18 protein-coding genes and 1 tRNA gene are annotated in these 22,709 nt (G+C 56.9%); 11 read left to right on the forward strand and 8 right to left on the reverse strand.

Features of this window, described 5'->3' with window-relative positions:
• Positions 1–42 precede the first annotated feature (42 nt).
• The 3 genes from HUV26_RS00925 to HUV26_RS00935 form a co-directional block, all read right to left on the reverse strand.
• Positions 43–828, reverse strand: coding sequence for an inositol monophosphatase family protein (locus HUV26_RS00925; RefSeq protein WP_174408219.1), 786 nt, complete (start codon positions 826–828; stop codon positions 43–45).
• A 216-nt stretch (positions 829–1,044) separates the two neighbouring features.
• Positions 1,045–2,067, reverse strand: a complete 1,023-nt coding sequence (locus HUV26_RS00930; RefSeq protein ID WP_174408220.1) for a rod shape-determining protein — start codon at positions 2,065–2,067, stop codon at positions 1,045–1,047.
• Positions 2,068–3,126 (reverse strand): GAF domain-containing protein, encoded by a 1,059-nt coding sequence (locus HUV26_RS00935; RefSeq protein WP_174408221.1) that lies wholly within the window; start codon positions 3,124–3,126, stop codon positions 2,068–2,070.
• A gap of 341 nt (positions 3,127–3,467) precedes the next feature.
• On the opposite strand from HUV26_RS00935, the gene HUV26_RS00940 reads away from it, so the two are divergent.
• The 6 genes from HUV26_RS00940 to HUV26_RS00965 all read left to right on the forward strand — a co-directional run bounded on the left by HUV26_RS00940 (position 3,468) and on the right by HUV26_RS00965 (position 9,771).
• On the forward strand, positions 3,468–5,195 hold the full coding sequence (locus tag HUV26_RS00940; protein ID WP_174408222.1) for a hypothetical protein: 1,728 nt from the start codon (positions 3,468–3,470) through the stop codon (positions 5,193–5,195).
• 72 nt (positions 5,196–5,267) lie between these two features.
• Positions 5,268–6,368, forward strand: coding sequence for a glycine cleavage system aminomethyltransferase GcvT (gcvT, locus tag HUV26_RS00945; RefSeq protein ID WP_174408223.1), 1,101 nt, complete (start codon positions 5,268–5,270; stop codon positions 6,366–6,368).
• Positions 6,369–6,576: 208 nt separating this feature from the next.
• Positions 6,577–7,338 carry a 16S rRNA (uracil(1498)-N(3))-methyltransferase gene (locus tag HUV26_RS00950; protein WP_174408224.1) on the forward strand — a complete coding sequence of 254 codons (762 nt, stop codon included), beginning with the start codon at positions 6,577–6,579 and terminating at the stop codon, positions 7,336–7,338.
• The gene (locus HUV26_RS00955; protein ID WP_174408225.1) at positions 7,335–8,546 is read left to right on the forward strand and encodes a replication-associated recombination protein A; all 1,212 of its coding nucleotides are present in this window, start codon (positions 7,335–7,337) and stop codon (positions 8,544–8,546) included. The genes HUV26_RS00950 and HUV26_RS00955 overlap by 4 nt, the downstream gene beginning before the upstream one ends.
• Before the next feature lie 11 nt (positions 8,547–8,557).
• Positions 8,558–9,223, forward strand: coding sequence for a glycosyltransferase family 2 protein (locus HUV26_RS00960; RefSeq protein ID WP_174408226.1), 666 nt, complete (start codon positions 8,558–8,560; stop codon positions 9,221–9,223).
• The gene (locus HUV26_RS00965; protein WP_174408227.1) at positions 9,220–9,771 is read left to right on the forward strand and encodes a BON domain-containing protein; all 552 of its coding nucleotides are present in this window, start codon (positions 9,220–9,222) and stop codon (positions 9,769–9,771) included. The genes HUV26_RS00960 and HUV26_RS00965 overlap by 4 nt, the downstream gene beginning before the upstream one ends.
• A 124-nt stretch (positions 9,772–9,895) precedes the next feature.
• Here the strand turns inward: HUV26_RS00965 and ettA are convergent, their stop codons facing one another.
• Positions 9,896–11,581, reverse strand: coding sequence for an energy-dependent translational throttle protein EttA (gene ettA / locus HUV26_RS00970; RefSeq protein WP_174408228.1), 1,686 nt, complete (start codon positions 11,579–11,581; stop codon positions 9,896–9,898).
• Between the two features lie 279 nt (positions 11,582–11,860).
• On the opposite strand from ettA, the gene HUV26_RS00975 reads away from it, so the two are divergent.
• The gene (locus HUV26_RS00975; protein WP_174408229.1) at positions 11,861–12,643 is read left to right on the forward strand and encodes a lysophospholipid acyltransferase family protein; all 783 of its coding nucleotides are present in this window, start codon (positions 11,861–11,863) and stop codon (positions 12,641–12,643) included.
• 561 nt (positions 12,644–13,204) lie between these two features.
• Entirely contained in the window at positions 13,205–13,783 is a 579-nt protein-coding gene (locus HUV26_RS00980) for a TetR/AcrR family transcriptional regulator (RefSeq protein WP_174408230.1), read from the forward strand.
• A gap of 186 nt (positions 13,784–13,969) precedes the next feature.
• Here HUV26_RS00980 and HUV26_RS00985 read toward each other — a convergent pair whose 3' ends face one another.
• Positions 13,970–15,535, reverse strand: coding sequence for an ammonia-forming cytochrome c nitrite reductase subunit c552 (locus HUV26_RS00985; RefSeq protein ID WP_174408231.1), 1,566 nt, complete (start codon positions 15,533–15,535; stop codon positions 13,970–13,972).
• Entirely contained in the window at positions 15,528–16,004 is a 477-nt protein-coding gene (locus HUV26_RS00990; protein WP_174408232.1) for a cytochrome c3 family protein, read from the reverse strand. Before HUV26_RS00990 ends, HUV26_RS00985 begins: the two co-directional genes overlap by 8 nt.
• Before the next feature lie 312 nt (positions 16,005–16,316).
• Between HUV26_RS00990 and HUV26_RS00995 the strand changes: the two genes are divergently transcribed.
• A complete protein-coding gene (locus HUV26_RS00995) occupies positions 16,317–18,986 on the forward strand; it encodes an ATP-binding protein (RefSeq protein ID WP_174408233.1) in 2,670 nt (889 codons plus the stop codon).
• 1 nt (position 18,987) lies between these two features.
• Entirely contained in the window at positions 18,988–20,505 is a 1,518-nt protein-coding gene (locus tag HUV26_RS01000; protein ID WP_174408234.1) for a sigma-54-dependent transcriptional regulator, read from the forward strand.
• A gap of 83 nt (positions 20,506–20,588) precedes the next feature.
• Here the strand turns inward: HUV26_RS01000 and HUV26_RS01005 are convergent, their stop codons facing one another.
• Both HUV26_RS01005 and gluQRS read right to left on the reverse strand, forming a co-directional pair.
• Complete coding sequence (locus tag HUV26_RS01005) at positions 20,589–21,020, reverse strand: pancreas/duodenum homeobox protein 1 (protein ID WP_243451205.1); 432 nt, start codon at positions 21,018–21,020, stop codon at positions 20,589–20,591.
• A 186-nt stretch (positions 21,021–21,206) separates the two neighbouring features.
• Entirely contained in the window at positions 21,207–22,196 is a 990-nt protein-coding gene (gene gluQRS / locus HUV26_RS01010; RefSeq protein ID WP_274602448.1) for a tRNA glutamyl-Q(34) synthetase GluQRS, read from the reverse strand.
• 400 nt (positions 22,197–22,596) lie between these two features.
• On the opposite strand from gluQRS, the gene HUV26_RS01015 reads away from it, so the two are divergent.
• Positions 22,597–22,673, forward strand: a tRNA-Arg gene (locus HUV26_RS01015).
• Positions 22,674–22,709 lie beyond the last annotated feature (36 nt).

Genomic DNA, 22,709 nt, shown 5'->3' on the forward strand with positions numbered 1-22,709 from the left:
CAGAAAACCGTTGGATACACGCCGTCTCCGCCCCCTTTCCTGCTACCCTTTGAGCAGCGCGTAAAGAGGATCATGCAGCGGACCGTTGCTCGCCAGCACGCCGCGGGCAAACAGATTAAAAGACTCGTTTGTGTCCAGCTGGGTCATGCGCCCCCCTGCCTCTTCCACCAGAAGCCAACCGGCAGAGGTATCCCAAGGCCGTAATCCTATCTCATAGTAGGCATCATACCTTCCTGCTGCCACAAACGCCAGATCAATGGCGGCAGATCCTCCGCGCCGTACCCCCCGTGTGGTGACCAGCGAGCGCGAAAGCCAGTGCAGCACCTCTTCCACATCTTCCCGTATGGTATACGGAAACCCGGTGGCAACCAGAGCATGCTCCAGAACGGATGTGCCTGAAACGCGAATGGACCTGCCGTTTACAAACGCCCCGCCTCCGCGCACGGCATGAAAGCACTCGCGCAGCACCGGAGCGTTAACCACGCCCATAACCATTTTGCCGCAGTGCCACAGCCCTACAGAGGTGGCTACAAGCGGAATGCGGTGAGCAAAGTTTGTCGTGCCGTCCACAGGGTCAATTATCCACGTCAGTTCACCCAGCGGGGCATCGCCTGCGCTTTCTTCCGCCATAAATCCGGCTTCTGGAAGAACGCCGCGCAGCTTCTGCTTCAGAAATTCCTCCACAGCCACATCCGTCTCTGTCACCAGATCTATGCGGCCCTTGAGCGTGATGCTGCTTGGCCTGTCCCACTGTTCCAGAATAATTGCTCCGGCCTCACGGACCACAGCAAGGGTTTCATCCAGAATATCTGCGGGAACAAAAGTCATGGCGTCTCCTCGCATAGCATGTACCAAGACGAAAGGAACAGGGACGGCATGCGCCCCCCATATTGATTCAAGATAAAAAACGGCCCTCGGGCCGCTTTTTATGCCATTTCTGCGCTCAGAAATTCCAAGGCTGTGAACGAGACACGGTGCTCAGCAAAGCTGCCGGAATCCGGCCTGTTGCAGACCCGCGAAATACGTCTCTGCGGTGCCTTGCGGTCAGTTGATATACACTTTGCTGAAGAACTTGCGGTCGTCCAGCGTGCGCCCTGTTCCGCGCACCACGGTAGTAAGCGGGTCGCTGTCTATGACAACATGCAGGTTGGTTTCTTTGGTTATCAGGGTATCCAGTCCCTTCAAAAGTGCGCCGCCGCCTGCCAGCAAAAGACCGTTTTCCGCTATGTCGCCCGCAAGCTCAGGCGGCGTCTTTTCAAGCGACTTACGAACAGCCATGATGATGGCCTTTACCGGATCGGCAAGCGCTTCGCGCACATGCCCGTCCGTCACCAGAACGGACTTGGGCGTGCCCGTGACCATGTCCTTGCCGGAAACATCCATGGAAAGGGTTTCCGTCAGGGGATGGGCGGAACCAATTTTAATCTTGATGCGCTCCGACATATTCTCGCCGATAAGAAGCTTGAATTCTTCCTGAAAATACCTCTGAACCGCCATGTTCATGGCATCGCCCGCCACACGTACCGACTCCGCATAGGCTATGGCTGAAAGAGAGATAACCGCAACCTCGGTGGTTCCGCCGCCAATATCCACAACCATGTTGCCCATAGGCTGATGGATGGGCAGATCTGCTCCTATGGCTGCTGCCATGGGCTCCTCCACCAGACGCACATCCCGCGCCCCTGCCTGCTGGGCAGATTCTATAACGGCCCGCTTTTCCACCTGCGTGATGCCCGTGGGCACGCATATGACGATATTAGGCTTAGCAAGGGAGAACCCCGTAATAACCTTCTTTATAAAGAAGGCGATCATCTGCTTGGTCACCTCGAAGTCGGCAATAACGCCATCTTTCATGGGGCGTATGGCGCGGATGCGTTGCGGGGTTCTGCCGAGAAATTCCTTGGCTTCCTTGCCTACCGCCAGCACAGAATTGCGGTCGTTGTCTATAGCCACAACAGAAGGTTCATTGAGAACAATGCCGTCCTTCTTCGTATACAACAGGGTATTGGCAGTGCCCAGATCCATAGCGAGATCCTGACCGAACAATCCTAACAGTTTGCCAAACATTTAGACGCTCTCTTCTTGGCTCAAGGTGGTCAATTCAAACTCGTCTCCGGCATCCTGCAAAAGGTGCGGACCCGCGTCCTGTCTCATCTGGTGAACCTGTTGCGTGGCTTCATGGAGCCGACTCCGTAGATACAGGTTTTCAAGGAACAATGCCAGATGCTCCGATGCCATCTGGCAAAAAACTTTCAGTTCGTCCGGTATTTCCCGCGGGGTCTCGCTGGCAAAGACCAGAACCCCGCGTGTAAGACGCCCGATGATAAGCGGCAGACAGACAACACTCATGAAGTTTGGCTGTGAAGCCAGCTTGCAATACAGGGGCGACGCTGGAACGCCGGAGTCCGAACCGCTCATGAAGACGGGGTTTCCGTTCTTGAACACCCAGCCCACGAGCCCGCTGCCATAGGGTATGGCCTGCGTTTCTTCCGGGGCAAAGGGACATGTTTCGTCTTCAATGTAATAGTTGTTTCCGGCCTCATCGCGGGAAGCGAAGCTGCAATAGGCAAACCCCGTGCTCTCTGCCATGAGCCCCAGAAAATGCTCAAGAAATTTGGTCCAGTTTTTGTGTCTTTTTCTCAGCCCGTACACCAGTTGCAGGCAGTTGTAGTACTTCCCCAGATTCATGGTTTCCGCCGCAAGGCAGGAACTTGTCTGCACCTCGTAGACGAGGTCTGCGAAGAGCTGAAGAATCTTCTGATCCTTATTGGAAAAGGAATATTGCCGCTTGCTGTCCAGACACAGAGCTCCCGACCCGTTCCTGAGTGAAACACCCATGAACGCCTTGATCTTGGACTCCTCATTGCTGGTGTAGTAGCCAAGGTGGTACTGCCGCGTATCAAAGTCGTTCACCAGCATTGGGGCCTGATTGCTGATAATCCAGCCCACAAGACCTTTGCCCGGAACGAATTGGGCAGTGCGGTTCACATGATCGCCCAGACTGAAGCTGCCGGCTACGGCAAACGCCCTGCCGGTGGAATCCGGCGTGATCAGCACGGCGGAATACGCATCAAAAACGCTGCAAACTATTCCCAGAATGCGCTCATAACAGGACTTGGTGTTCATTGGCGATATACCTGCCGAACCCGGATGATTCGGAATTGTTATCGAAAGGTTGGACAGTACGTTTCCGGCCGGATAGCGCCGGACGTCCACTTATTCCATATTTGTATAGGATTACCGCGACTGTTTCAATCTCTGCCGCTCCCCCCACTTGAACGAACGGCCCGGCTTGCACGATAATACACCGAAAAAAAAGAAGAAAAAAAGTACACGCACGCGTCGCCTGAGCCGTGCAGTCAATATTGATGAAAAAGTAGAAATTTTTTAGAAAATAGCATATCATACACACAGTTTTTCCGGTCGACCCCTTTCTTCCCGCACCATTTGCAACCTTACGGCACCGTATGACGCTTGATTGGAAAAAAGCATTCGCAGAATGCGGTCTGCCCTGGGACGGGCACGATTCGTTTTCTGCGCCCGTCAACATCAATTCGCTGGTCGAGCTGAAGAACTTTCTCGACATTGTGCATACCAAATTCTGTCTTCTCAAGCCGTTCTGCGAAAATCCAGACTACCCCATTGTTGAAAACAGGGAGCTTCTGCCTTCCTTTGAATCGGACACATGGGAATACAAAAATGTTCCGGGATTTTCCCTTGTGGCACTGGACCGGCAGATCAACTATTTTTCAGAAATCTTCCAGTTCGACATTCTGCATTCGCTTCTGGACGACGCAGTTTCGGCAGAAGGAAAATCATGCCCGCTTGAAAACACCGTCCTTTCCCGCAATGTTCAGGCATTGCAGAATCGGCTGCCCAAAAAAATGCATGATTCCTTCAAGCAGCGGTTCATGAAGTACGATGTTTCAGTCCTGGATCACTATCCCCAGATTCTGCCATACCTGCTGGAAATGGACCGCGCGCAGGTTATGGCGCTGGATTCCTTCGGCAGTTACTACCTTTCCGGCGTATACGCCTCATTTCCTTCCGACCTGGACCCGGAAATCAAGCGGTTCGGCATGCGGACCGGCAAATTTTCCGTGGGCGACAACGAGAAGTACGAGCGGAACAGGCTTTTTGTCTACCAGTATCTCATGGAGTTATACGGCTTCCCCATTGTGTCGGAACGCCGCACTTCCAGCGCCCTGTTCGCCCGCCGCCTGCACAAGATGGGAGAACGCTTCCTCATCCGGGTGCTTGGGCAGAGCGACCGCACACTCACCACGCTGTACACCCCTCCCAGACGCAAGCACTATCCCGCCATAGAGAAAATAGCCCTAGTGAAGGTGCATAAGGATCAGGCGGAAGCGGTGCGCAGGCTGGAAGAAGGGGGCTTTTTTGTGGATGAGGAACGCCGGGTAGTTATTCTGCGGGTCACCTACTCCCAGCATAAATTCAATCCGGACAACGTGCGGCAGGAACGCGCCCTCTCCGTTTCCCGGCAGGAAATCATCCATCCCATTACAGGGAGAGTGCTGAGCGACCTGAACATCATCAAGGACACCACCAACATGTTCCTGCGCCTGAACGACATAGTGCGCGGCGAATACATGGGGCGCATCGCCTATAAACGCAACGAGATTGTGGAAAACACGGATACGGACGAAAAACGCCTGAAGTTTCTCTTCGCATGGCTCTCCAAACACCAACGCCGTATCATCGGCTATTCCGATGAGTTCTATTCCAATGTGGTGAAAGTGCTGGACGGGTACCTGCTCTCGCCGGATAATTACGACGTATTCGGCAACCTGAACGAACTGTATCAGGAGGTATGGGCCAAATACAGCTTCATCCAGCAGGCACGTAAGATACGCATTCTGGAAGACCTGATGCGGCGCGAATCCAGAGGAACGCGCATTGGTTACGGCGAAATGCTTACGGAATCCGTCGCCCTGCTCCATGGGCTGAAATTCGAAATAGTCAGCTATTTTGAAGACCTGGTAAACAGCGTCATCGCCCTTGTGGAGGCCATACTCAACGACCGGTATCTGCGCCGCAATTACATAGAATGCCGGGAAGACGAACTGACACCCTACGGAGCGGACATACGTAAAAACTACGGAAAACTCGTCTCCCTGCTTGACGAATTCAAGGCAATCCGCAAATCTCGGCATGAGTTCAGACAGAATCGCTAAATTTTATCTGCCATTCTGCCGTACTGCGCAACCACAACCACATATCACCTTAACCCCGCTCAGGAGGACACCTTGTCTGACCTGCTTCACACGCCGCTTACGGCATGGCATATCGCACAAGGGGCCAAAATGGCTCCGTTTGCAGGCTGGAATATGCCCATACAGTACAAGGGCATTATCGTGGAACACAACCACACCCGTGAACACGCGTCCATCTTTGATATCTGCCACATGGGCGAATTTGTTCTCAGGGGGGCGGGTGCCCGCGAAGCCCTTTCCCGCATTGTCACCCACAATCTGGATACCCTCGGCCCCGGCAAATGCCGCTACGGATTTCTGCTCAACGAACAGGGCGGCATTCTGGACGATCTTATCGTCTACTGCATGGGAGCAGACGACTACATGCTGGTAGTGAACGGTGCCTGCACCGCCAGCGACTTCGCATGGATAGCCTCTCATCTGCCCGCGCAGCTGCATTTTGAGGATATTTCCGCACAGACCGCCAAAATTGACCTTCAGGGACCGGCATCTTACGCCGTGCTGGAGACTCTTCTGGGCAGCGGATTGCGCTCACTCAAGTATTTCAACCACGTCACAGTGGAGTTTGCTGGTTCCCCCCTTATCGTAAGCCGCACCGGCTACACCGGGGAACTGGGCTATGAATTCTATCTGCCCGCAGACAATGCCCAGACCCTGTGGGATACTTTGTGCGCAGACACGCGCGTGGAACCCGCAGGGCTTGGCGCACGCGACACCCTGCGCCTTGAAGTGGGTCTGCCCCTCTACGGTCAGGATCTGGACACCGACCACACCCCCACGGAGGCGGGCATGGGCTGGCTGCTCAAGTCGCCTGCCCAGTATATCGGCAAGGGCGGCGATGCCCGCGTGCGCCACATGCTCATTCCCCTCAGCATACCCGGTCGCCGTGCCGCCCGTCACCACGATGTCGTCTGCCTGCCGCAGGGAGAGGGAGCGGGTCGGGAAGTGGGCATTGTCACCAGCGGTTCCTTCTGCCCCTCGGTGGGACATTCCGTGGCTCTTGCTTATGTGGAACGGGAATACGCGGAAGAAACGGCCTTTGTCATCAAAGCCTCGCGTACGGAGCTTAAGGCCGCCCGCGCGGAACTGCCCTTCTACAAGAACGGCACCGCCCGCATGAAGCTGGAAGACTGATCGCCCGCACGATTACAGACCATACCCACGCAAAAGACATCGAAAGCAGCCACAGAGACAGCCACAGGCATACGGGGTGCGGCTTCAAAACCGCACCCTTTTTCGCGGTCTTCACCCCTGCCTGTCTTGGCATCTTCCTGCACGCCTGATACACAGACGGTATGCAAAGACAGTATCATCACACCACATTCCCACCGGAGAGCCGTTCGTGAGAACATTCTTTCTGCCGCCGGAACAATGGCAGGCCCCCTATCTGCTGGAAGGGCAGGAAGCCAGACATCTGGTCAAAGTGCTCCGCGCACGCGCGGGTGATTCTCTCCGCCTTCTGGACGGACGCGGGCGCGAAGGTGTTTTCCGCATCACCGCCACAGAGAAGCACAGGGTACTTCTTGAGCCTGTGCAGCTCTCTGAGCATGCTCCGCCCTCCTCTTCCACTGTGCTTGCGCTGGGGTGGGGCAAATCTGTACGTCGCGGCTGGCTGCTGGAAAAGGCGGTGGAACTGGAAGCCGGCGGCATATGGCTCTGGCAGGCAGACCGTTCTCAGTCCCGTGTGCCGGAAGACGTGAAAGATTCATGGGAATCACAGATGATTGCCGGTGCCAAGCAAAGCCTTAATCCATGGCTGCCGGAACTGAAAACTCTCCCCGGAGGCGCAGAGGAGCTTGCGGCACATGCTGCGGACTTTGACAGGGCTTTCCTGCTCTGGGAAGGACAGTCGCCCTCTGCCCTGCTCGCCCCGCCGTCGCTTGGACAACAAGGCCGCACCCTCTTCGTTGTGGGCCCGGAAGGCGGCTTTTCAGAAAACGAGGTTGCCACGCTCACCGCTGCTGGCATCACGCCTGTCAGCCTTGGCAGGCGCATCCTGCGCTGGGAAACGGCTGCCCTGCTCTGTCTTGGGCTTGACTGGTGGCACCGGGAACTCCACACCGCAATGCAGTCTGCAGAACAGCGCTGCGGGGAAACGGCATGAGCATACGGCAACCGCTTGCAGACCGGATACGGCCGGAAACCCTTGATGAATTTGTGGGTCAGGAGCATTTGCGCGCGCGTATCACCGCGCTTTCCAGCGCCCCCCGCCTGCCCAGCCTGCTTCTGTTCGGCCCGCCCGGATGCGGCAAATCCACACTGGCGCTTCTGCTGGCCAAGCAGTCCGGCAAAAACTGGCTGCGCGTAAGCGCGCCGGAAGCAGGGTTGCAGCAGTTGCGCAAGTCCCTTGCGGGCGTGGATGTGCTGGTGCTGGATGAACTGCACCGTTTTTCCAAGGCGCAGCAGGACTTTTTTCTTCCGCTTCTGGAATCCGGCGAGGTCACGCTCATTGCCACGACAACAGAAAACCCCTCCTTCAGCGTCACCCGCCAGTTGCTCTCGCGTATGCACGTGCTGCGGCTGCGCCCTCTGAACAGGGCAGAAATGACAGACCTTGCCAGACGCGGCGCCTATGCCTGCCAATTCTCGCTGGACGACCAATCGTACGACTTCATCGCGGGCGTGGCACACGGGGATGCGCGCACCATGCTCAACCTGATGGAATATGTTGCCGCGCTGCCCGAAGAATCCCGCAATTTCGAATCGCTGCGCACAGCCCTGCCTGAAGTGGTCATCCGTCACGACAAGGACGGGGATAATCACTACGAACTGGCTTCTGCCCTCATCAAATCCATAAGGGGCAGCGACCCCGATGCGGCCCTTTACTATCTTGCCTGCCTGCTGGAAGGCGGAGAAGACCCCCGGTTCATCTGCCGCCGGCTCATTCTCTCCGCCTCGGAAGACATTGGCCTTGCAGACCCCATGGCGCTGCCGCTTGCGGTTTCGTGCCAGCACGCCGTGGAGTTTGTCGGTATGCCGGAAGGCTTCATTCCTCTGGCGGAATGTGTCACCTACCTCGCCCTGGCAAAAAAGAGCAACACCTCCTACGCTGCCTACCTCGCCGCATCTAAAGAAGTACGCACCAACGGCCCGCGCCCGGTGCCACTGCACCTGCGCAATCCTTCCACCAAGCTGCAAAAGGACTGGGGGTACGGAAAAAACTACCTGTATCCGCACAATTACCCGGAAGGGCATGTGGAGCAGCAATACCTGCCGGACGGGCTGGAAGAGCGCAGCTTCTATCAGCCCAAGGAACATGGACAGGAACCCCGGCTTGCCGCGTGGTTCAAGCAATTACGTAAAAAACGCTGAGGCTGAAGCCTGTGCCTGCCCCGGAATACAGCATCATCACCCCCAGTGCGGGCAACCGCCCCACAGCCTTGCGCCACGCACTGCAAAGCGTGCTCGCGGCCATGGCACACGCGGACCTGCCTGCTTCTGCGGTAGAAATGCTTATCGGGTACGACGGAGTAAAAGGCCCTGAGGCGGTGAACCACCCCTCGGCGCGCTTTCTGTCCCTGCCGCGGCAGGGAAACTTCGGCAACGGCGTCCGGCGTATGTTGCTCGCTGCCTCCAAAGGCCGGAGGCTGGTTTTTCTGGACGATGACAACGCCCTTACGCAGCAGGCGTTCCTTGTGTATGAAGAACATAGGGATGTGGAAATGCTCATCGCGCGCATAGATGTGAGCCGCGCCTTTGACTGCAACTACCTGCCCCGCTCGGAACCGGAAAGAGAACTCGTCCGCCCCAGCAACATAGACCCACTCTGCCTGTGCCTAACCCGTGAGCTGGTGGTGGAGCGCTGCGACAGCTGGCGCATTTACGAAGGATACGAATCGGACTATCATAACATCCTGCGCTACTACCGCCGCGCACGCACTGTCGTATCCACCGAATCCGTGGTGGGCATTTACGATGCAGGCAGGGGCATGGACAGCGGCGGGCTGAATTTCAGACAACGAAAACGTGAAGGGAGAATGGTTCCATGATGAAAATGATACGCCTGCTCGGATGCCTAGTACTGCTCTCTCTTGCCACCGGATGCGGCACTATCTATCAGGCCGCTGTGGACGAAAGGGATGTAAAGACCTTTGCCTCGGACAAATACATCAATACGGAAATTACCGCACGATTCCTGCACGATGATCTGGTCAAAGTGCTGGATATGGGGGGCAAGTCGTATAACGGCCACGTCTACGTCTACGGTGAAATAGAAAGCGAGGCCCAAAAGCAGCGCGCCTTGTCCATTGTCAACTCCATAAGCGGCGTGCAGAGCGTAACCCACTACTTCTTTCCCAAGATTGAAAACGACCCCTGCGGCACAAGTGACAACCTGCTCATCCGCGCAGATCTGAACAAAGAACTGATCATGGATGACAGAATATGGTCTACCAATATTGATATCGCCGTGGTGCGTTGCAATGTCGTGCTCATGGGTATAGTCGGCACGCAGCGGGAAGCGGAACTGGCTGTTAAATACGCCAGCGAGATTGAAAGAGTCCGCCGGGTAAAATCCTACCTCAAGGTGAACAGGTAGCCCCTATCATCACCCCCAGAGACGGAACAGCAGCCATCTGACACACCCAAAATGACCCACACACCAAAAACGCCCCCGGTCCCATTACGGACCGGGGGCGCTGCATTACCGGGTCTGCCATCCGCTAGCGGGTAAGCTTGCGGTACTTGATACGGGTAGGCTGGTCGGCATCCGTGCCGAGGCGCTTCTTGCGGTCCGCCTCGTACTCCGAATAGTTGCCGTCAAAGAACACAACGGAAGAATCGCCCTCAAAGGCGAGAATGTGCGTGGCGATGCGGTCAAGGAACCACCGGTCATGCGAGATGACCAGAACGCAGCCGGCAAAGTTCTCAATGCCCTCTTCCAGCGCGCGCATGGTGTTCACGTCAAGGTCGTTGGTGGGTTCGTCAAGCAGGATGACGTTGCCGCCGGATTTCAGCGTACGTGCAAGATGCACGCGGTTGCGCTCGCCGCCGGAAAGCACGGAAACATCCTTCTGCTGGTCAGATCCGGTCAGACCGAAGCGCGAGCAGTAGGCACGCGCATTCACTTCCCTGCTGCCCAGCTTGACGGTGTCGTACCCTTCGGAAATAACATCGTACACGCTCTTGCCCTTCTCAAGGGTATCGCGCCCCTGGTCCACGTAGGCAAGCTTCACGGTTTCGCCAAGACGCACCTCACCCGCATCGGGCTTTTCGGCACCGATAACCATCTTGAACAGAGTGGACTTACCCGCCCCGTTGGGTCCGATAATACCCACCACGGAACCGGGCTGGATGAGAAAGTTCATGTTGTCCACAAGCAGCTTGTCGCCAAGTGCCTTCTGAACATTCACAGCCTCTATGACAGACCTGCCGAGCCGCGGTCCCGGAGGAATGTATATCTCCAAGTCCTTGGCATTCTTTTCAGATTCGGTGGAGAGCATGGATTCGTAGGCGGTTATACGCGCCTTGGACTTGGCGTGCCGCCCCTTGGGCGACATACGAATCCACTCCAGTTCGCGTTGCAAGGTCTTCTGCCGCTCCGATTCCTGCTTCTCTTCCACGGCAAGACGCTGCTGCTTCTGTTCCAGCCAGCTGGAATAATTGCCCTTCCACGGAATGCCCTTGCCCCTGTCCAGTTCCAGAATCCAACCGGCCACGTTATCCAAGAAGTAACGGTCGTGGGTCACGGCAATGACGGTGCCCGGGAAGGTCTGGAGAAAACGCTCCAGCCATGCCACGGATTCCGCGTCCAGGTGGTTGGTGGGTTCGTCCAGCAGCAGGATGTCCGGATTCTGCAAAAGCAGACGGCACAGGGCCACACGGCGCTTCTCGCCGCCGGAGATGACGGCTACGGGCGTATCAGCGGGCGGACAACGCAGGGCATCCATGGCCATTTCCAGCCGGGAATCAATATCCCACGCCCCCTTGTTATCCATAAGCTCCTGCACCACAGCCTGCCGGTCGATGAGGGCATCCATTTCTTCCGGTTCCATGGGCTCCGCGAACTTGGCGTTTATCTCGTTGAACTCGTTGATAATCGCCATAACATCGCCAACCCCTTCCTCCACTACCTCACGCACCGTGCGGGTTTCGTTCACCAGCGGCTCCTGCTCCAGGTAGCCGATGGTAAAACCGGGAGAACACGCGGTTTCGCCTTCAAAGTCCTTATCCACCCCTGCAAGAATCTTCAGCAGTGAGGATTTGCCCGAGCCGTTCAGGCCCAGCACACCGATCTTGGCACCATAAAAATAGGAAAGGGAAATATTTTTCAGCACTTCCCGCTGCCCGTGCCGCTTGGTCACGCGCATCATCGAATAGATGATCTTATCCGGTTCGTTCTGGCTCATGTGCACTCCGACGTTGGAAAATGTATGCCATCATATGGCTTGTGATGCTTGTGCCGCGAAAACTCCCGGTTGTCCAGAGAAGAACACGCAAAGGCAAGAGAGCAGTACCCCCCCGTCCACCTCATTCCTTCCAGCAGGCTGCAAGGCGTCCATTTTGCGGCAACGGCTTGATTTTACCGAAGGCAGAGCGTATTTTCCCGCAGGTCGAATGTTACCGACCTGTCACAGCAACGCGACACTCACGTTGCACAATCACTCCATTCGGGGCACCATACGATCATGCATGAATTTCCTGCGCGCTACCAAAACGCCTACCACACCCCGGATAACACATCGAACCCCATAGCACGGTTGTTCCCCAACCTTTTTTTCTATCCTTCCATGCTCGCCACCGTCGGGCAGGCTTCCAGACTGGCCAAGCAAGACAAACTGGGCCCCGTGGAGTGGGTGAACAGCAGCCTCGCCATCATTAGGGCGTTCGAACGGGTAGGGGTGCGTTTTCACTTTGAAAACCTGCATGCCTTTACGGAACAGCAAGGCCCCTGCGTCTTTGTGGGCAACCACATGAGCACGCTGGAAACCTTTGTGCTGCCTGCCCTTATCCAGCCTTACCGCAACGTGACCTTTGTAGTGAAACAGGGGCTGCTTGAGTACCCTTTCTTCAGGTGGATCATGCGTTCCCGCAACCCCATTGCCGTGGGCCGCAGCAACCCCCGCGAAGACCTTAAAACCGTCCTTGAAGAAGGCGCGGAAAGACTTGCCCGGGGCATCTCCGTTGTGGTCTTTCCGCAGGCAACCAGAAGCGAGACACTGGACCCCGCCATCTTCAACTCCATAGGTGTAAAGCTCGCCAAACGGGCACAGGTGCCTGTGGTTCCCCTTGCCCTGAAAACAAACGCATGGGGCATGGGCAGCGTAATCAAAGATTTCGGCCCGGTGCGCCCATCGCTGCCGGTGCACATCCGTTTCGGAACTCCCTTACTGGTGGAAGGAAACGGCAAAGCTGAACATCAGCACATCTGCGACTTCATCAGTGCCGCACTTGATGAGTGGCGTAACTGAACCTCTTACTCTCCCCACTTTTCCTGCCTGCCCCTCCCCGGAGGGGTTTTCTTTTTTCCGAAAAAGGTTGACAGCCTTTTTTCCAGTCCGTACATAAAAAAACAGAAACTGTTTGAGCAAACAGGCAGCAGGTGAACGGCATTCACCCGCGCCGATAACGGCCCGCCCACGGTCATTGCAGGACTGCGGATTTCAGCAAGGCCCATACCGCGCAAGAACAGCTTTTTCCAACTTACTCCTCTTTGCCTGCGGCCCCCGTGTGAACGGGGGCCGTGTGCTTTTGCTCACCTTCCCCTCATGGGTGGCGATAAAAGCGGCACGGCATTTCCCTTGGCTTTCACTAAAAACGTGTACAGCGCTGCAGTTTTCATTTTTCCACAAGAGTCTTTATGCTCATATCTTCTGTTGATTGACTGAACGGGCATTGTGGGCTAAGTGACTATTGGGTGCTCAAACAATGTCATTACATGTTTTTTTGTAAGACAGTTTTCCTCTTCTGTCGGTTGCTTGTGGGCTGGAACTGTTTTTGCCTTAACCACTTATTAAAAACGGGCCAAGCGTATGACTATTACCAAAAAGGAAGCATTGCTGCTTGCAGCGAAGGAGTTGTTCGGAGAATACGGGTACGCGGAGACCACCTTTAAAAAGATTTCTGAGCGCGCCGGGGTTGCGCTGGGTCTTCTCACACACCACTACGGCAACAAGGAGAAGCTGTTCCTCGCTGCCGGGCTTGATGTGCTGGACCACTTCCTCATCCACCTGCGCGAAGCCTGCGCGCGCGGCGAAACCGGATACGAATCGGTCATCAATTTCTGTCGCGCGTATCTGGATTTTTCTGTGGATGCAGATACCAACTTCATGGTTCTGGTCCGTTGCTCTCCGTATTCGGACATGAAAACAAAGACTGACCGCGACACCATGTACGAAAAGTTCAACCAGATTCCGCGTGAACTTGAGTACCACGTCCGCAGGGGAATAGAGGACGGTTCGCTGCGCAAGGACCTGCTCCCGCACGAAACCACCACCGCCATTTCATGCAATCTGGTCGGTGCCATCCGCACAAGGCTGCTCACGCCTTACGCCCCCCCCAGCCTGTATGACGAGGTGGTGCGTTTTGTCTCGCGGAGCATCAAAGCCTGATAGCGCCTGCTGCCTGATGATGCCTGTCACCTGCTGATTGCCGTCTTTACGGTTGCCGAAAAAAACGGAAGGGCCACTCCCTTCCGTTTTTTTATGCCCTTTGTGCCCGCGCCCTTTAATGCAAAACGCCCCGCCGTATGGCGGGGCGCGTTGCGTCTATCCGTATTCTTCTCAGGCACCGCCGCGTTAGCTGGCTGCACCTGCGGGAGCAACACGGGTCTGGCCGTCCCAGATAAGGGGAGCCTTGGGGGCAACCTTGAGATACTTGAACCATTCGTGGCTCTTCATATGCTCAGGGTCCATCATCAGTTCACGGCTGTGGTTCAGGATGGGCGGCACCAGTTGCTTTATGTCGCCGTCCAGATCCTTGGCAATGGCAAACCCGGTTGCGCGGATGGCTGCCTCAACAGACTTCTGGCTGTACTGCTGCGACTTGGCAAGCGTATCAAGCGCCTTTGTGGGGTTGTGGAAGCCCACGCTATTTTCTGCAGAAACATAATCCCAGAAGAACTGACCCTTACGGCACCATTCGCGTGCTTCAATCATCAGGTCTTCGTAGCTGGCGGGCTTGTCTCCCGCGTATTCCGCAGCACGGCGTATGGCCTCGTGCGCACGCACAGAGATTTCCTGTGCAATGAGCAGCTGGTCAAACACCTTCTGCTGCGTGTCCACAACACGTCCGCGCAGATACTCAGGCGTCTTGTCGGTGTGGCACTGGCGGCAGGCGTTCAGGTTCACGTCCTTGAGGGGCGAGGTCCACTGGTGGTCGGATATCTTCTTCTTTCCGTCCAAACGCTTGTAAGACATGTGGCAGTCTGCGCAGGCAACGCCGGCGGCACCGTGCGCACCGTTGGACCACATTTCATATTCAGGGTGCTGGGCCTTGAGCATGGGCGTCTGCGACACGGGATGTATCCAGTCATAGAACTGCCCTTCAAATCCCTTGATGGTGGAGTCGCCATGGCCCTTGTAGTAGGTGTACATGTTTTCGGGGTCCAGCCCTTCGGTCCACGGGAACACAGGACGGGCAGCCGGGCCGAACTCCTTCTTCTGGAAGTAGTATTCCACGTGGCACTGGCCGCACATCATGGAGCGCTTTTCATTGCGGGGAATGGTGTTCCAGTCACGACCGTCCGCTTCAAGGAAGGCCTTCAGCGGCTCGCTGTACAGCTGCAATTCCATGGTTTCCGCGTTGTGGCAGTTGGTGCAGCCGATGGTATGATCCTTGGCATCCAGTGCCTGACGGAACTGGTTGAAATCCTTTGCCCAGAAATCCTGCCCGTGTTCTTCAATGAACTTGGGCATCATGGTGGTCTTGCAGTTATAGCAGGTGGAAGGCAGGCCGCCCTTTTCATCGTACCGGTTTATGCGGTCAATATGCATGATGTCGTCAACGGCATACGTATGCCCGCGGGCTGCGCGGTATTCGAAGCTGAAGGGATATCCCAGCCAGAGATTTTTCAGATACGGCTGCGCATGCTTGTAGCCTTCCGGCAGCGGATTCACATTATCATGCTTGTTGTACGGTACAGAGCCGCCGTATTCCGTCATGATGGTAGATTCATCGTTGCGCAAATACGTTTTATAGTGCAGGGGAAACACCTTTTCAAACTGCGAGTTGCGAATTTCCTCCTTGGGCAGGTTTGTCTTGTAAACAGGAGTTACAGGCTCCACGGCATCGGAACAGCCGGAAATAAGGAGCACCGCCCCCAGACACGCACAGCACGCTATGGCAGAAAGTATTCTAGACATCGGCAGCCTTCCTCGTCGATATGGGCTTTCTCGGGGTGTGGGGAACATGGCGATGACAGGACATGCACGATTCCTTGTTATCCATGTTCACGGTCATGACAGTCGAGGTGTGACAACGAACGCAGTTTGCCTGAACCACTTCCAACGTGTTGCCCACGGGATGGATGAGGTCCGGCACGGTACCCAACGTATTCACGTAGATATCGCGCGTTCCCGCTGCGGCCTTGAAGGGTATCTTGGCCACAATGTTGTGAGGGGCATGGCAATCGTTGCACGAAAGCTTGGAATGCACCGATTGCGAGTGGGTGAGCACGGCTTCCGACATGGCATGGCATCCTCCACAGAACCCTGCCGTATCAGTGGTCACCATTGCCAGCCCGGCCCCCACTGTCAGGGCCACACCGGCAAGCCCCGCCAGAATGACGGCCTGCCACCTTCGGCCTGACTGGCCTTCCTTAAGTAATGACATTACGCTCCTCCTGATTACGTCCCTACATACTTTACGGGCATGAATCCCGACCCCGCTGTACCGCGCCCAGATGCCTCCACCCAACGCCATAAGCGGGCTTGCTCCGGCTTATCCAAGAAACATGCCACCTTAATTCTGTAGCACACACTACAAGCATAAACAATCCGGCATGATATCGTATTATAATTTCGCAGATGACAGAAAGGCCCTCTTGTGTCATGTTTTTATGACATATTGTCATATTTTTATGACAAGCGTCATGTTTATCAGACATGTTGCCGGGTTCATTGCCCATTCAAACCGGAGCAACCAATGGCACATCGCATTCCGCTTCTTCCGGGTCTGCTTCTTCTGCTGTGGAGCATGTTGCTGGCTGCACTCTTCACATGGAGCGCCATCAGCGAAAAAAAGCATGTAAACGACGTAGCCCTCAGGCAGGCGCGGGCTTTTTTCCAGCAAATTGTTTCCACCCGCGAATGGAACGCGGAGCATGGCGGGGTCTATGTCATGGTGGCAAACAACGTTATGCCCAACCCCTACCTCATCGATAAGGACAGGGACATAACCACCGTTTCCGGACAAACGCTCACCAAAATCAATCCCGCCTACATGACCCGCCGTATTTCTGAAATCCTCTCAGACAGCACGGGCGTGAGCTTTCACATTACCAGCTTAAATCCCCTGCGCCCCAACAATGCACCGGACCTATGGGAAAAGAAGGCACTCCTCGGATTCGAAAATGGCGAGCCGGAACAGTTCCAGCTGGTGGACGAAGCGGAAAAGCAGGAATACTTCCGCTATATGGCCCCCCTTGTTGCCACAGAAAACTGCCTGCCCTGTCACAGCGAACTGAAAGGCAAAAGCGGCGGAATACGCGGGGGCATAAGCGTCACCATTGCCGCCGCTCCCCTCCTCAGGCTGGGACAGGACAACATTAACCGCATAGGCATGGGGTATCTGCTCATCGGCATCGTGGGCTTTTTCGGAATAGGCGCCTCCACCCTGCAGATTTTGCGCAAGCGCGAACAGGCGGAGGCGGCAAACCGCATGAAGAGCATGTTTCTGGCAAACATGAGCCATGACATGCGCACCCCCCTCACCGGCATCATCGGCATGGCTGAACTGCTCAGAAAGGACGCGCGGAACGACCAGCACAAGGAGTATACCGCCCAGCTTCAGCTTTCGGCAGAGACGCTGCTGGATATTGTCAATGACATCACGGACTTCTCCCGGCTGGAATCAGGCCGGATGGAGCTTGCCGCCAATACGTTTTCCCTGTCGCGACTGCTGGAAAGTGCCCTTGGCGTTGTGCAGTTTTCCTGTGACAGAAAGGGAATACGGCTCAGCGCCACCATCGACTCAGATGTGCCGGATGTGCTGCAGGGCGACGGTTTCCGCCTGCGGCAGATGCTGGGCAATCTGCTGGGCAACGCGGTCAAGTTCACAGATTCCGGCGAAATATCCGTACATGTGTCCCTCTGCCGGAACCCTCAGATTCAACACGCCCTTTCCGTGGAACCCCCTCAACGCAGCGATGAATGCATGCTCTCTTTCTCTGTGCGCGATACGGGGGTCGGCATCCAGCCATCCCAGCAGGCAGCCATTTTCGAAAGCTTCACGCAGGGCAGCGAGGCTCTGTCCAGAGGGCAGGCAGGCACCGGTCTCGGCCTTGCCATCACCCGCCAACTGGTCGAGATGATGGGCGGCACCATTCATGTGCAGAGCCAGCCCGGAACCGGCAGCACCTTCACCTTCACCGCGCGTTTCGACCTGCCTCAGGATCTGCGTGTTGCCGCCCGCGCCATAGCGGCAGCCAGAGCCACTCCCGCCCCCGCATCCGGAACCGATGCAACACCGCATTTGCTGCTCCGCCCCCTCCGCATTCTTGCGGCAGACGACAACCCGCTCAACCGCACCTATCTCAAAGAAGTGCTCTCCGGCATGGGGCACAGCGTGGAACTGGCCGAAAATGGCAAAGAGGCTCTTGCCCTGCTGCGCGACAGCCAGTTCGATGTGGTCCTCATGGACGTGCAGATGCCTGTCATGGATGGTCTGGAAGCCACAGGGCGCATCCGCTCCGGCAAGGAGACCGGCATTCCGGCCGATATCCCCGTGGTGGCTGTCACAGCCTTCAGCGTGGACGGTGACAGGGAACGGTTCCTCAACGCGGGCATGAACGCCTACATCAGCAAACCCATGACTGGTGATGCCCTTAAAGCGATTCTTACCGATCTCTTCGGCAGGCCCGGAGAAGCTACGCCCAAGGCACTGCAAAACTGCGGCGAAACCATCGGCAGCGCTCCCTCACGAAAGACCGCCCGGAAAATGCCGCATGACAACGTGCCGGAATCTGCGCATACGGAACAACAATCCCCCGGACCGATGGAACCCGCTGCAATGCCAAATGAACCCAATAAGCACGAACCATCCAATGATGACCCGGATACCGCGAAAGCGGCAAAGGTCATGCCCCCGAAGAGCGAAAGCCTCCGGGCTTCTATGGCATCCGCAGACACAGTCGCGGACAAACCCGCCAGCCCGTCCGCTCCGGCACTGCAGAACAAATCTTTTTCTTCCATGTTCAATGCGCAGAGCGCCCTTGCTGCCATGGGCGGAAACTCCAACCTGCTCCTGCGGCTCTGCCGTGCCTTTATGGAAGAGGTTCCCGCACGCTGCACGGAACTCGCTTCTGCCGTCGAAGCCCGGGACTGGCGGCAGGCAGCCCGATTGGCGCACGCGGTAAAAAACTCTGCTGCCATGCTCGCAGCTCAGCCCCTGCACGATGCCGCCAAGCGTTTGGAAATACTGTGCGTAACGCACCCGGACGCCGCTTCAAACGCAAAAAACGCTGCCTTTCCCCTGCCTCCATCGGCGGTGCCTGTAACAGCGCGCAACATAGACCTGCAACTTAAAGTGATTCTTGAACTGTTACCCCCCACCATCGCACAACTCTCTGCTCACGCTGACGCTATTCAGGACTAACATGGCAAATATACTGATCATTGATGACGAACTCATGGTTCGCACACTCCTTGCGGAAGTGGTCACGTCGCAGGGCCACACGGCTGCCTCGTTTTCCGATCTTTCCGGCGGGCTTGCACACGCCCGTGCACACGCCTGCGACCTCATCTATCTGGATGTGCTCCTCCCGGACGGAAACGGGCTGGAAGCCCTGCCCGAACTCAAAAAACTGCCCTCTGCCCCGGAAGTCATCGTCATCACCAGCCATGGCGACCCGGACGGTGCCGAGCAGGCCGTACGACACGGCGTATGGGAATACCTGCATAAGCCGTTCACGGTAGACCGCATATCGCTTTCCCTTGAACGCGCCCTCTCCTTCCGCCACAGAAAAATCCACACCCCCGGCGGCATATCCCTGCACAGGCCAGACATCATCGGCAACAGCTCTGCTTTGCTCTCTGCCCTGAACCTTGCTGCAGAAGCTTCATCCACCAACGTAAATGTCCTGCTGCAGGGAGAAACAGGCACCGGCAAAGAACTGTTCGCCAAGGTAATTCACCAGAACAGCGTCCGCTCCCACAAGCCGTTCGTCACGCTGGATTGTGCCTCCTGCACAGATTCCCTTATAGAAAGCCAACTCTTCGGCCATGTGCGCGGTGCCTTCACCGGTGCAGACAGACACCGCGACGGCTTGCTCAAACTGGCCCACGGGGGCACCCTTTTTCTCGATGAAATAGGCGATCTACCCCTGCACATTCAGGGCAACTTTCTCCGCGCGCTGGAAACAAGACGCTTCCGCCCCGTGGGCGCTACGCACGAAGCCGAAAGCGATTTCCGGCTCATTGCCGCCACCAACAAAGACCTGCATGAAATGGTGCGGCTGGATATGTTCCGCGCCGACCTGCTGTACAGGCTGCGCGGCCTTACCATCACATTGCCGCCGCTGCGCAGACGTCAGGAAGACCTCCCCCTGCTCATCAATCACTACCTTGACCGGCACTGCCGCACCTACGGGGTGTGTACCAAGCAGGTTTCCGGCGACTTCATGGAAGCCGTCACCGTATACGACTGGCCGGGAAACATCCGGGAACTCGTGCACGCCCTGGAACGCGCCTGTACTGCCTCGCAGGGAGACCCCACCCTCTTTGCCCGGCAACTGCCCACGGAAATACGGGTTCAGGTGGCGCGCACCCTCGCCCGGCGTGAAGGCGAGCATGGCCTTATGCCCGCTGCTTCCTCAGTCAGCACGGCCCACCCACACGCAGAAGAACGGATAGCGCATCCTGCATCCATTGAACCGCATGTCCAATCCCTTCCGCATACACCCCACGCAATGTTCGGTCTTCCCGCTGCCTATGCCTCCGTTACCACTGCCGCCACTCCGCCCACCCTCAAGGAGTTCAGGCACGAAGCCGAACTCCGTTACCTACAGGACGTGCTCCGCCTCACAGCGGGCAATATCCGCAAAGCCGTGGAGATCACGGGCCTTTCCAGAGGCCACCTGTACGGACTTATGAAAAAGCACGGAATATCGGCATAGTGCAAACAAAAAACGTCGCCACCCGTAACAGGTGGCGACGTTAAAACACATTGGGCCAACTTTGGCTGCGTCCCTGAAAAATCCTACTGAAAACGTATGAAGAGCGGAATGGTGTGCACCTCGCGTGATGACTCGCGGGTGGAACCCAACTGCCATTGAACCTTTTCCGGGTCCCTGCCCATCTCCGCCACCACAGATTCCACAAAACCCTTCACGTTAATGATGGGATGGCGGGTAAACACCTGCGGCAGTCCGTACGTAAGGTTGCAGGCAAGGCATTTGCCGGGGCGCTGCGTCAGAACAAAGGAAAACTGGGCCTCCCGGCCATCTGCCTTCACAAAGTCCACAGAAATATCATAGGAGCCGTCTTCAGAGCCTCCGAAAAGCGCATCAAAGAATGCGTCGGTCCGCTCCCGGGGAAAAAGCGCGTCCAGCTTTTCCCTAGTAAAAATGCCGGAATACTCCATGGTGCCTCCCTCCTGCATTCTGAGCTGGCGTAGCCAACCCGTTGTCATTGCACACATTCCCACCTTGCAGCAGGCGTGGCGAAAATTCTGGCTAGCATGGCCCGCCAAGGACCGCAAGAAAAAAGAAGAGCCGGTACTCACTGGCCGGAATCTTCCGCCGCAAGAACAGAGGAGGCAAGGAAACTGCACAGATGGGAAAACGCATGGCAACGCAGACCAATACAACGCCCGCCATCACCGCCCGCTGCACCGGGCCGACGCAGACAGCTTCAGCAGCCTGTCTGCTATGTCCGCCTCAAGAACCACCGGGGCACGCGGAACATCTTCCAGCCGGAAGGAATGTATGAACATTTCCGGCCTTGCCGGGGCACACTCCGTCTGCAGGCCCGCCCGGCAGGCCAGATACCCGATAATGGCCTCGGGCAACACGCCGGATTCACGCATACGAAACACCTCGAAATGCCTGTGCCGTTTGGCCAGACGCGCCCCCTCATGGTCATGCACCAGCGGCACATGGGCATATGTGGGCGGCTGCACCCCGAGCAGCCTGTGCAGCACAATCTGCCTTGGCGTGCAGTGCAGTATGTCGTCCCCGCGCACCACCTGCGTGATACGCTGGTCCGCATCATCCACTGCCACGGCAAGCTGATAGGCAAACACCCCGTCAGAACGCCGCACGGCAAAGTCACCGCCACAGGCTTCCCATGTCATGCTTTGCCGCCCGTGGAACAGGTCGTCAAAAACAATCTCGCCTTCCGGCCAGTGCAGGCGCAGCGCGGCCCTGCGGCCCTGCGCAACCATAGCTTCCCGCTGCACCCCGGTCATATGCAGGCACAGTCCGGGATACGCCGGCCCGCAGTCTTCCGCGTGCGGGGCGGAAGCAAGCGCCCGCAACTCCTTGCGGGTGCAGAAACAGGGGTACACATGCCCCTCCCGCTGCCACGCCTCCAGCACGGCGGCGTAACGGTCATACCGCTCACACTGCACGTACGGACCATACGGCCCACCCACATCCGGCCCTTCATCCCAATCCAGCCCCAGCCATGCAAGATCGCGCATAATGCCGTCCGCGTATTCTGGCCGGGAGCGGTCGGGGTCTATGTCCTCCATGCGCAGAACCAGCGTGCCCCCGCGGCTGCGCACGGCAAGCCAGCAGAGCAGAAAGGACCAGATATTGCCCAAATGCATGTACCCGGTGGGTGAAGGTGCAAGGCGACCGCGCACCGGCCTGCATACCGTCGCCTGCCCGGCCCCATGAGCAGGTCCGACTTCAGAACGCCCGGTCCGGAAGACACAGCCCTCCTCCGCAACCGGGGCTTCTGCGTGCGCCGTATCAGCCTGTACATTGTGGAAACATCGCTTCTGCATGGCAACTCTGGAACCACGCCCGGCATGAAAAGTCAACCGGCCCACGTGATCAGCCCACGTGATCGTCTCACGTGACCGCCCCACGCAATTGGCCCGCTGCAACCGCCCATGGCAACCTAAGCGCTGTAACCGGCGGTTCACACACGCCTGCATCCGCCCTTTCACGCCTTGACACCACCTGCATATTCACCTACAAATCCAGACCTCTCGGCATGGCGGCAAGCGGCGTTCTCCGCCCCGCTCAAGCCCGGTCAACGCGCCCGTAGCTCAGTTGGATAGAGCGACGACCTCCTAAGTCGTAGGCCACAGGTTCGATTCCTGTCGGGCGCACCACGCACACCAAGGCTGTCCGCATCATTGCGGGCAGCC

Origin of the sequence: Desulfovibrio psychrotolerans, from assembly GCF_013340305.1 — a bacterium.
Taxonomy (GTDB): domain Bacteria; phylum Desulfobacterota; class Desulfovibrionia; order Desulfovibrionales; family Desulfovibrionaceae; genus Halodesulfovibrio; species Halodesulfovibrio psychrotolerans.

What these genes read in the sequence shown, in the direction of transcription:
- ettA (WP_174408228.1), bottom strand. Translation starts at nt 11,581, where the DNA reads ATGAGCCAGAACGAACCGGATAAGATCATCTATTCGATGATGCGCGTG.
- HUV26_RS00985 (WP_174408231.1), bottom strand. Translation starts at nt 15,535, where the DNA reads ATGTCTAGAATACTTTCTGCCATAGCGTGCTGTGCGTGTCTGGGGGCG.
- HUV26_RS00935 (WP_174408221.1), bottom strand. Translation starts at nt 3,126, where the DNA reads ATGAACACCAAGTCCTGTTATGAGCGCATTCTGGGAATAGTTTGCAGC.
- HUV26_RS00995 (WP_174408233.1), top strand. Translation starts at nt 16,317, where the DNA reads ATGGCACATCGCATTCCGCTTCTTCCGGGTCTGCTTCTTCTGCTGTGG.
- HUV26_RS00940 (WP_174408222.1), top strand. Translation starts at nt 3,468, where the DNA reads ATGACGCTTGATTGGAAAAAAGCATTCGCAGAATGCGGTCTGCCCTGG.
- HUV26_RS01005 (WP_243451205.1), bottom strand. Translation starts at nt 21,020, where the DNA reads ATGACAACGGGTTGGCTACGCCAGCTCAGAATGCAGGAGGGAGGCACC.
- HUV26_RS00965 (WP_174408227.1), top strand. Translation starts at nt 9,220, where the DNA reads ATGATGAAAATGATACGCCTGCTCGGATGCCTAGTACTGCTCTCTCTT.
- HUV26_RS00930 (WP_174408220.1), bottom strand. Translation starts at nt 2,067, where the DNA reads ATGTTTGGCAAACTGTTAGGATTGTTCGGTCAGGATCTCGCTATGGAT.
- HUV26_RS00975 (WP_174408229.1), top strand. Translation starts at nt 11,861, where the DNA reads ATGCATGAATTTCCTGCGCGCTACCAAAACGCCTACCACACCCCGGAT.
- HUV26_RS00990 (WP_174408232.1), bottom strand. Translation starts at nt 16,004, where the DNA reads ATGTCATTACTTAAGGAAGGCCAGTCAGGCCGAAGGTGGCAGGCCGTC.
- HUV26_RS00955 (WP_174408225.1), top strand. Translation starts at nt 7,335, where the DNA reads ATGAGCATACGGCAACCGCTTGCAGACCGGATACGGCCGGAAACCCTT.
- HUV26_RS01000 (WP_174408234.1), top strand. Translation starts at nt 18,988, where the DNA reads ATGGCAAATATACTGATCATTGATGACGAACTCATGGTTCGCACACTC.
- HUV26_RS00980 (WP_174408230.1), top strand. Translation starts at nt 13,205, where the DNA reads ATGACTATTACCAAAAAGGAAGCATTGCTGCTTGCAGCGAAGGAGTTG.
- HUV26_RS00925 (WP_174408219.1), bottom strand. Translation starts at nt 828, where the DNA reads ATGACTTTTGTTCCCGCAGATATTCTGGATGAAACCCTTGCTGTGGTC.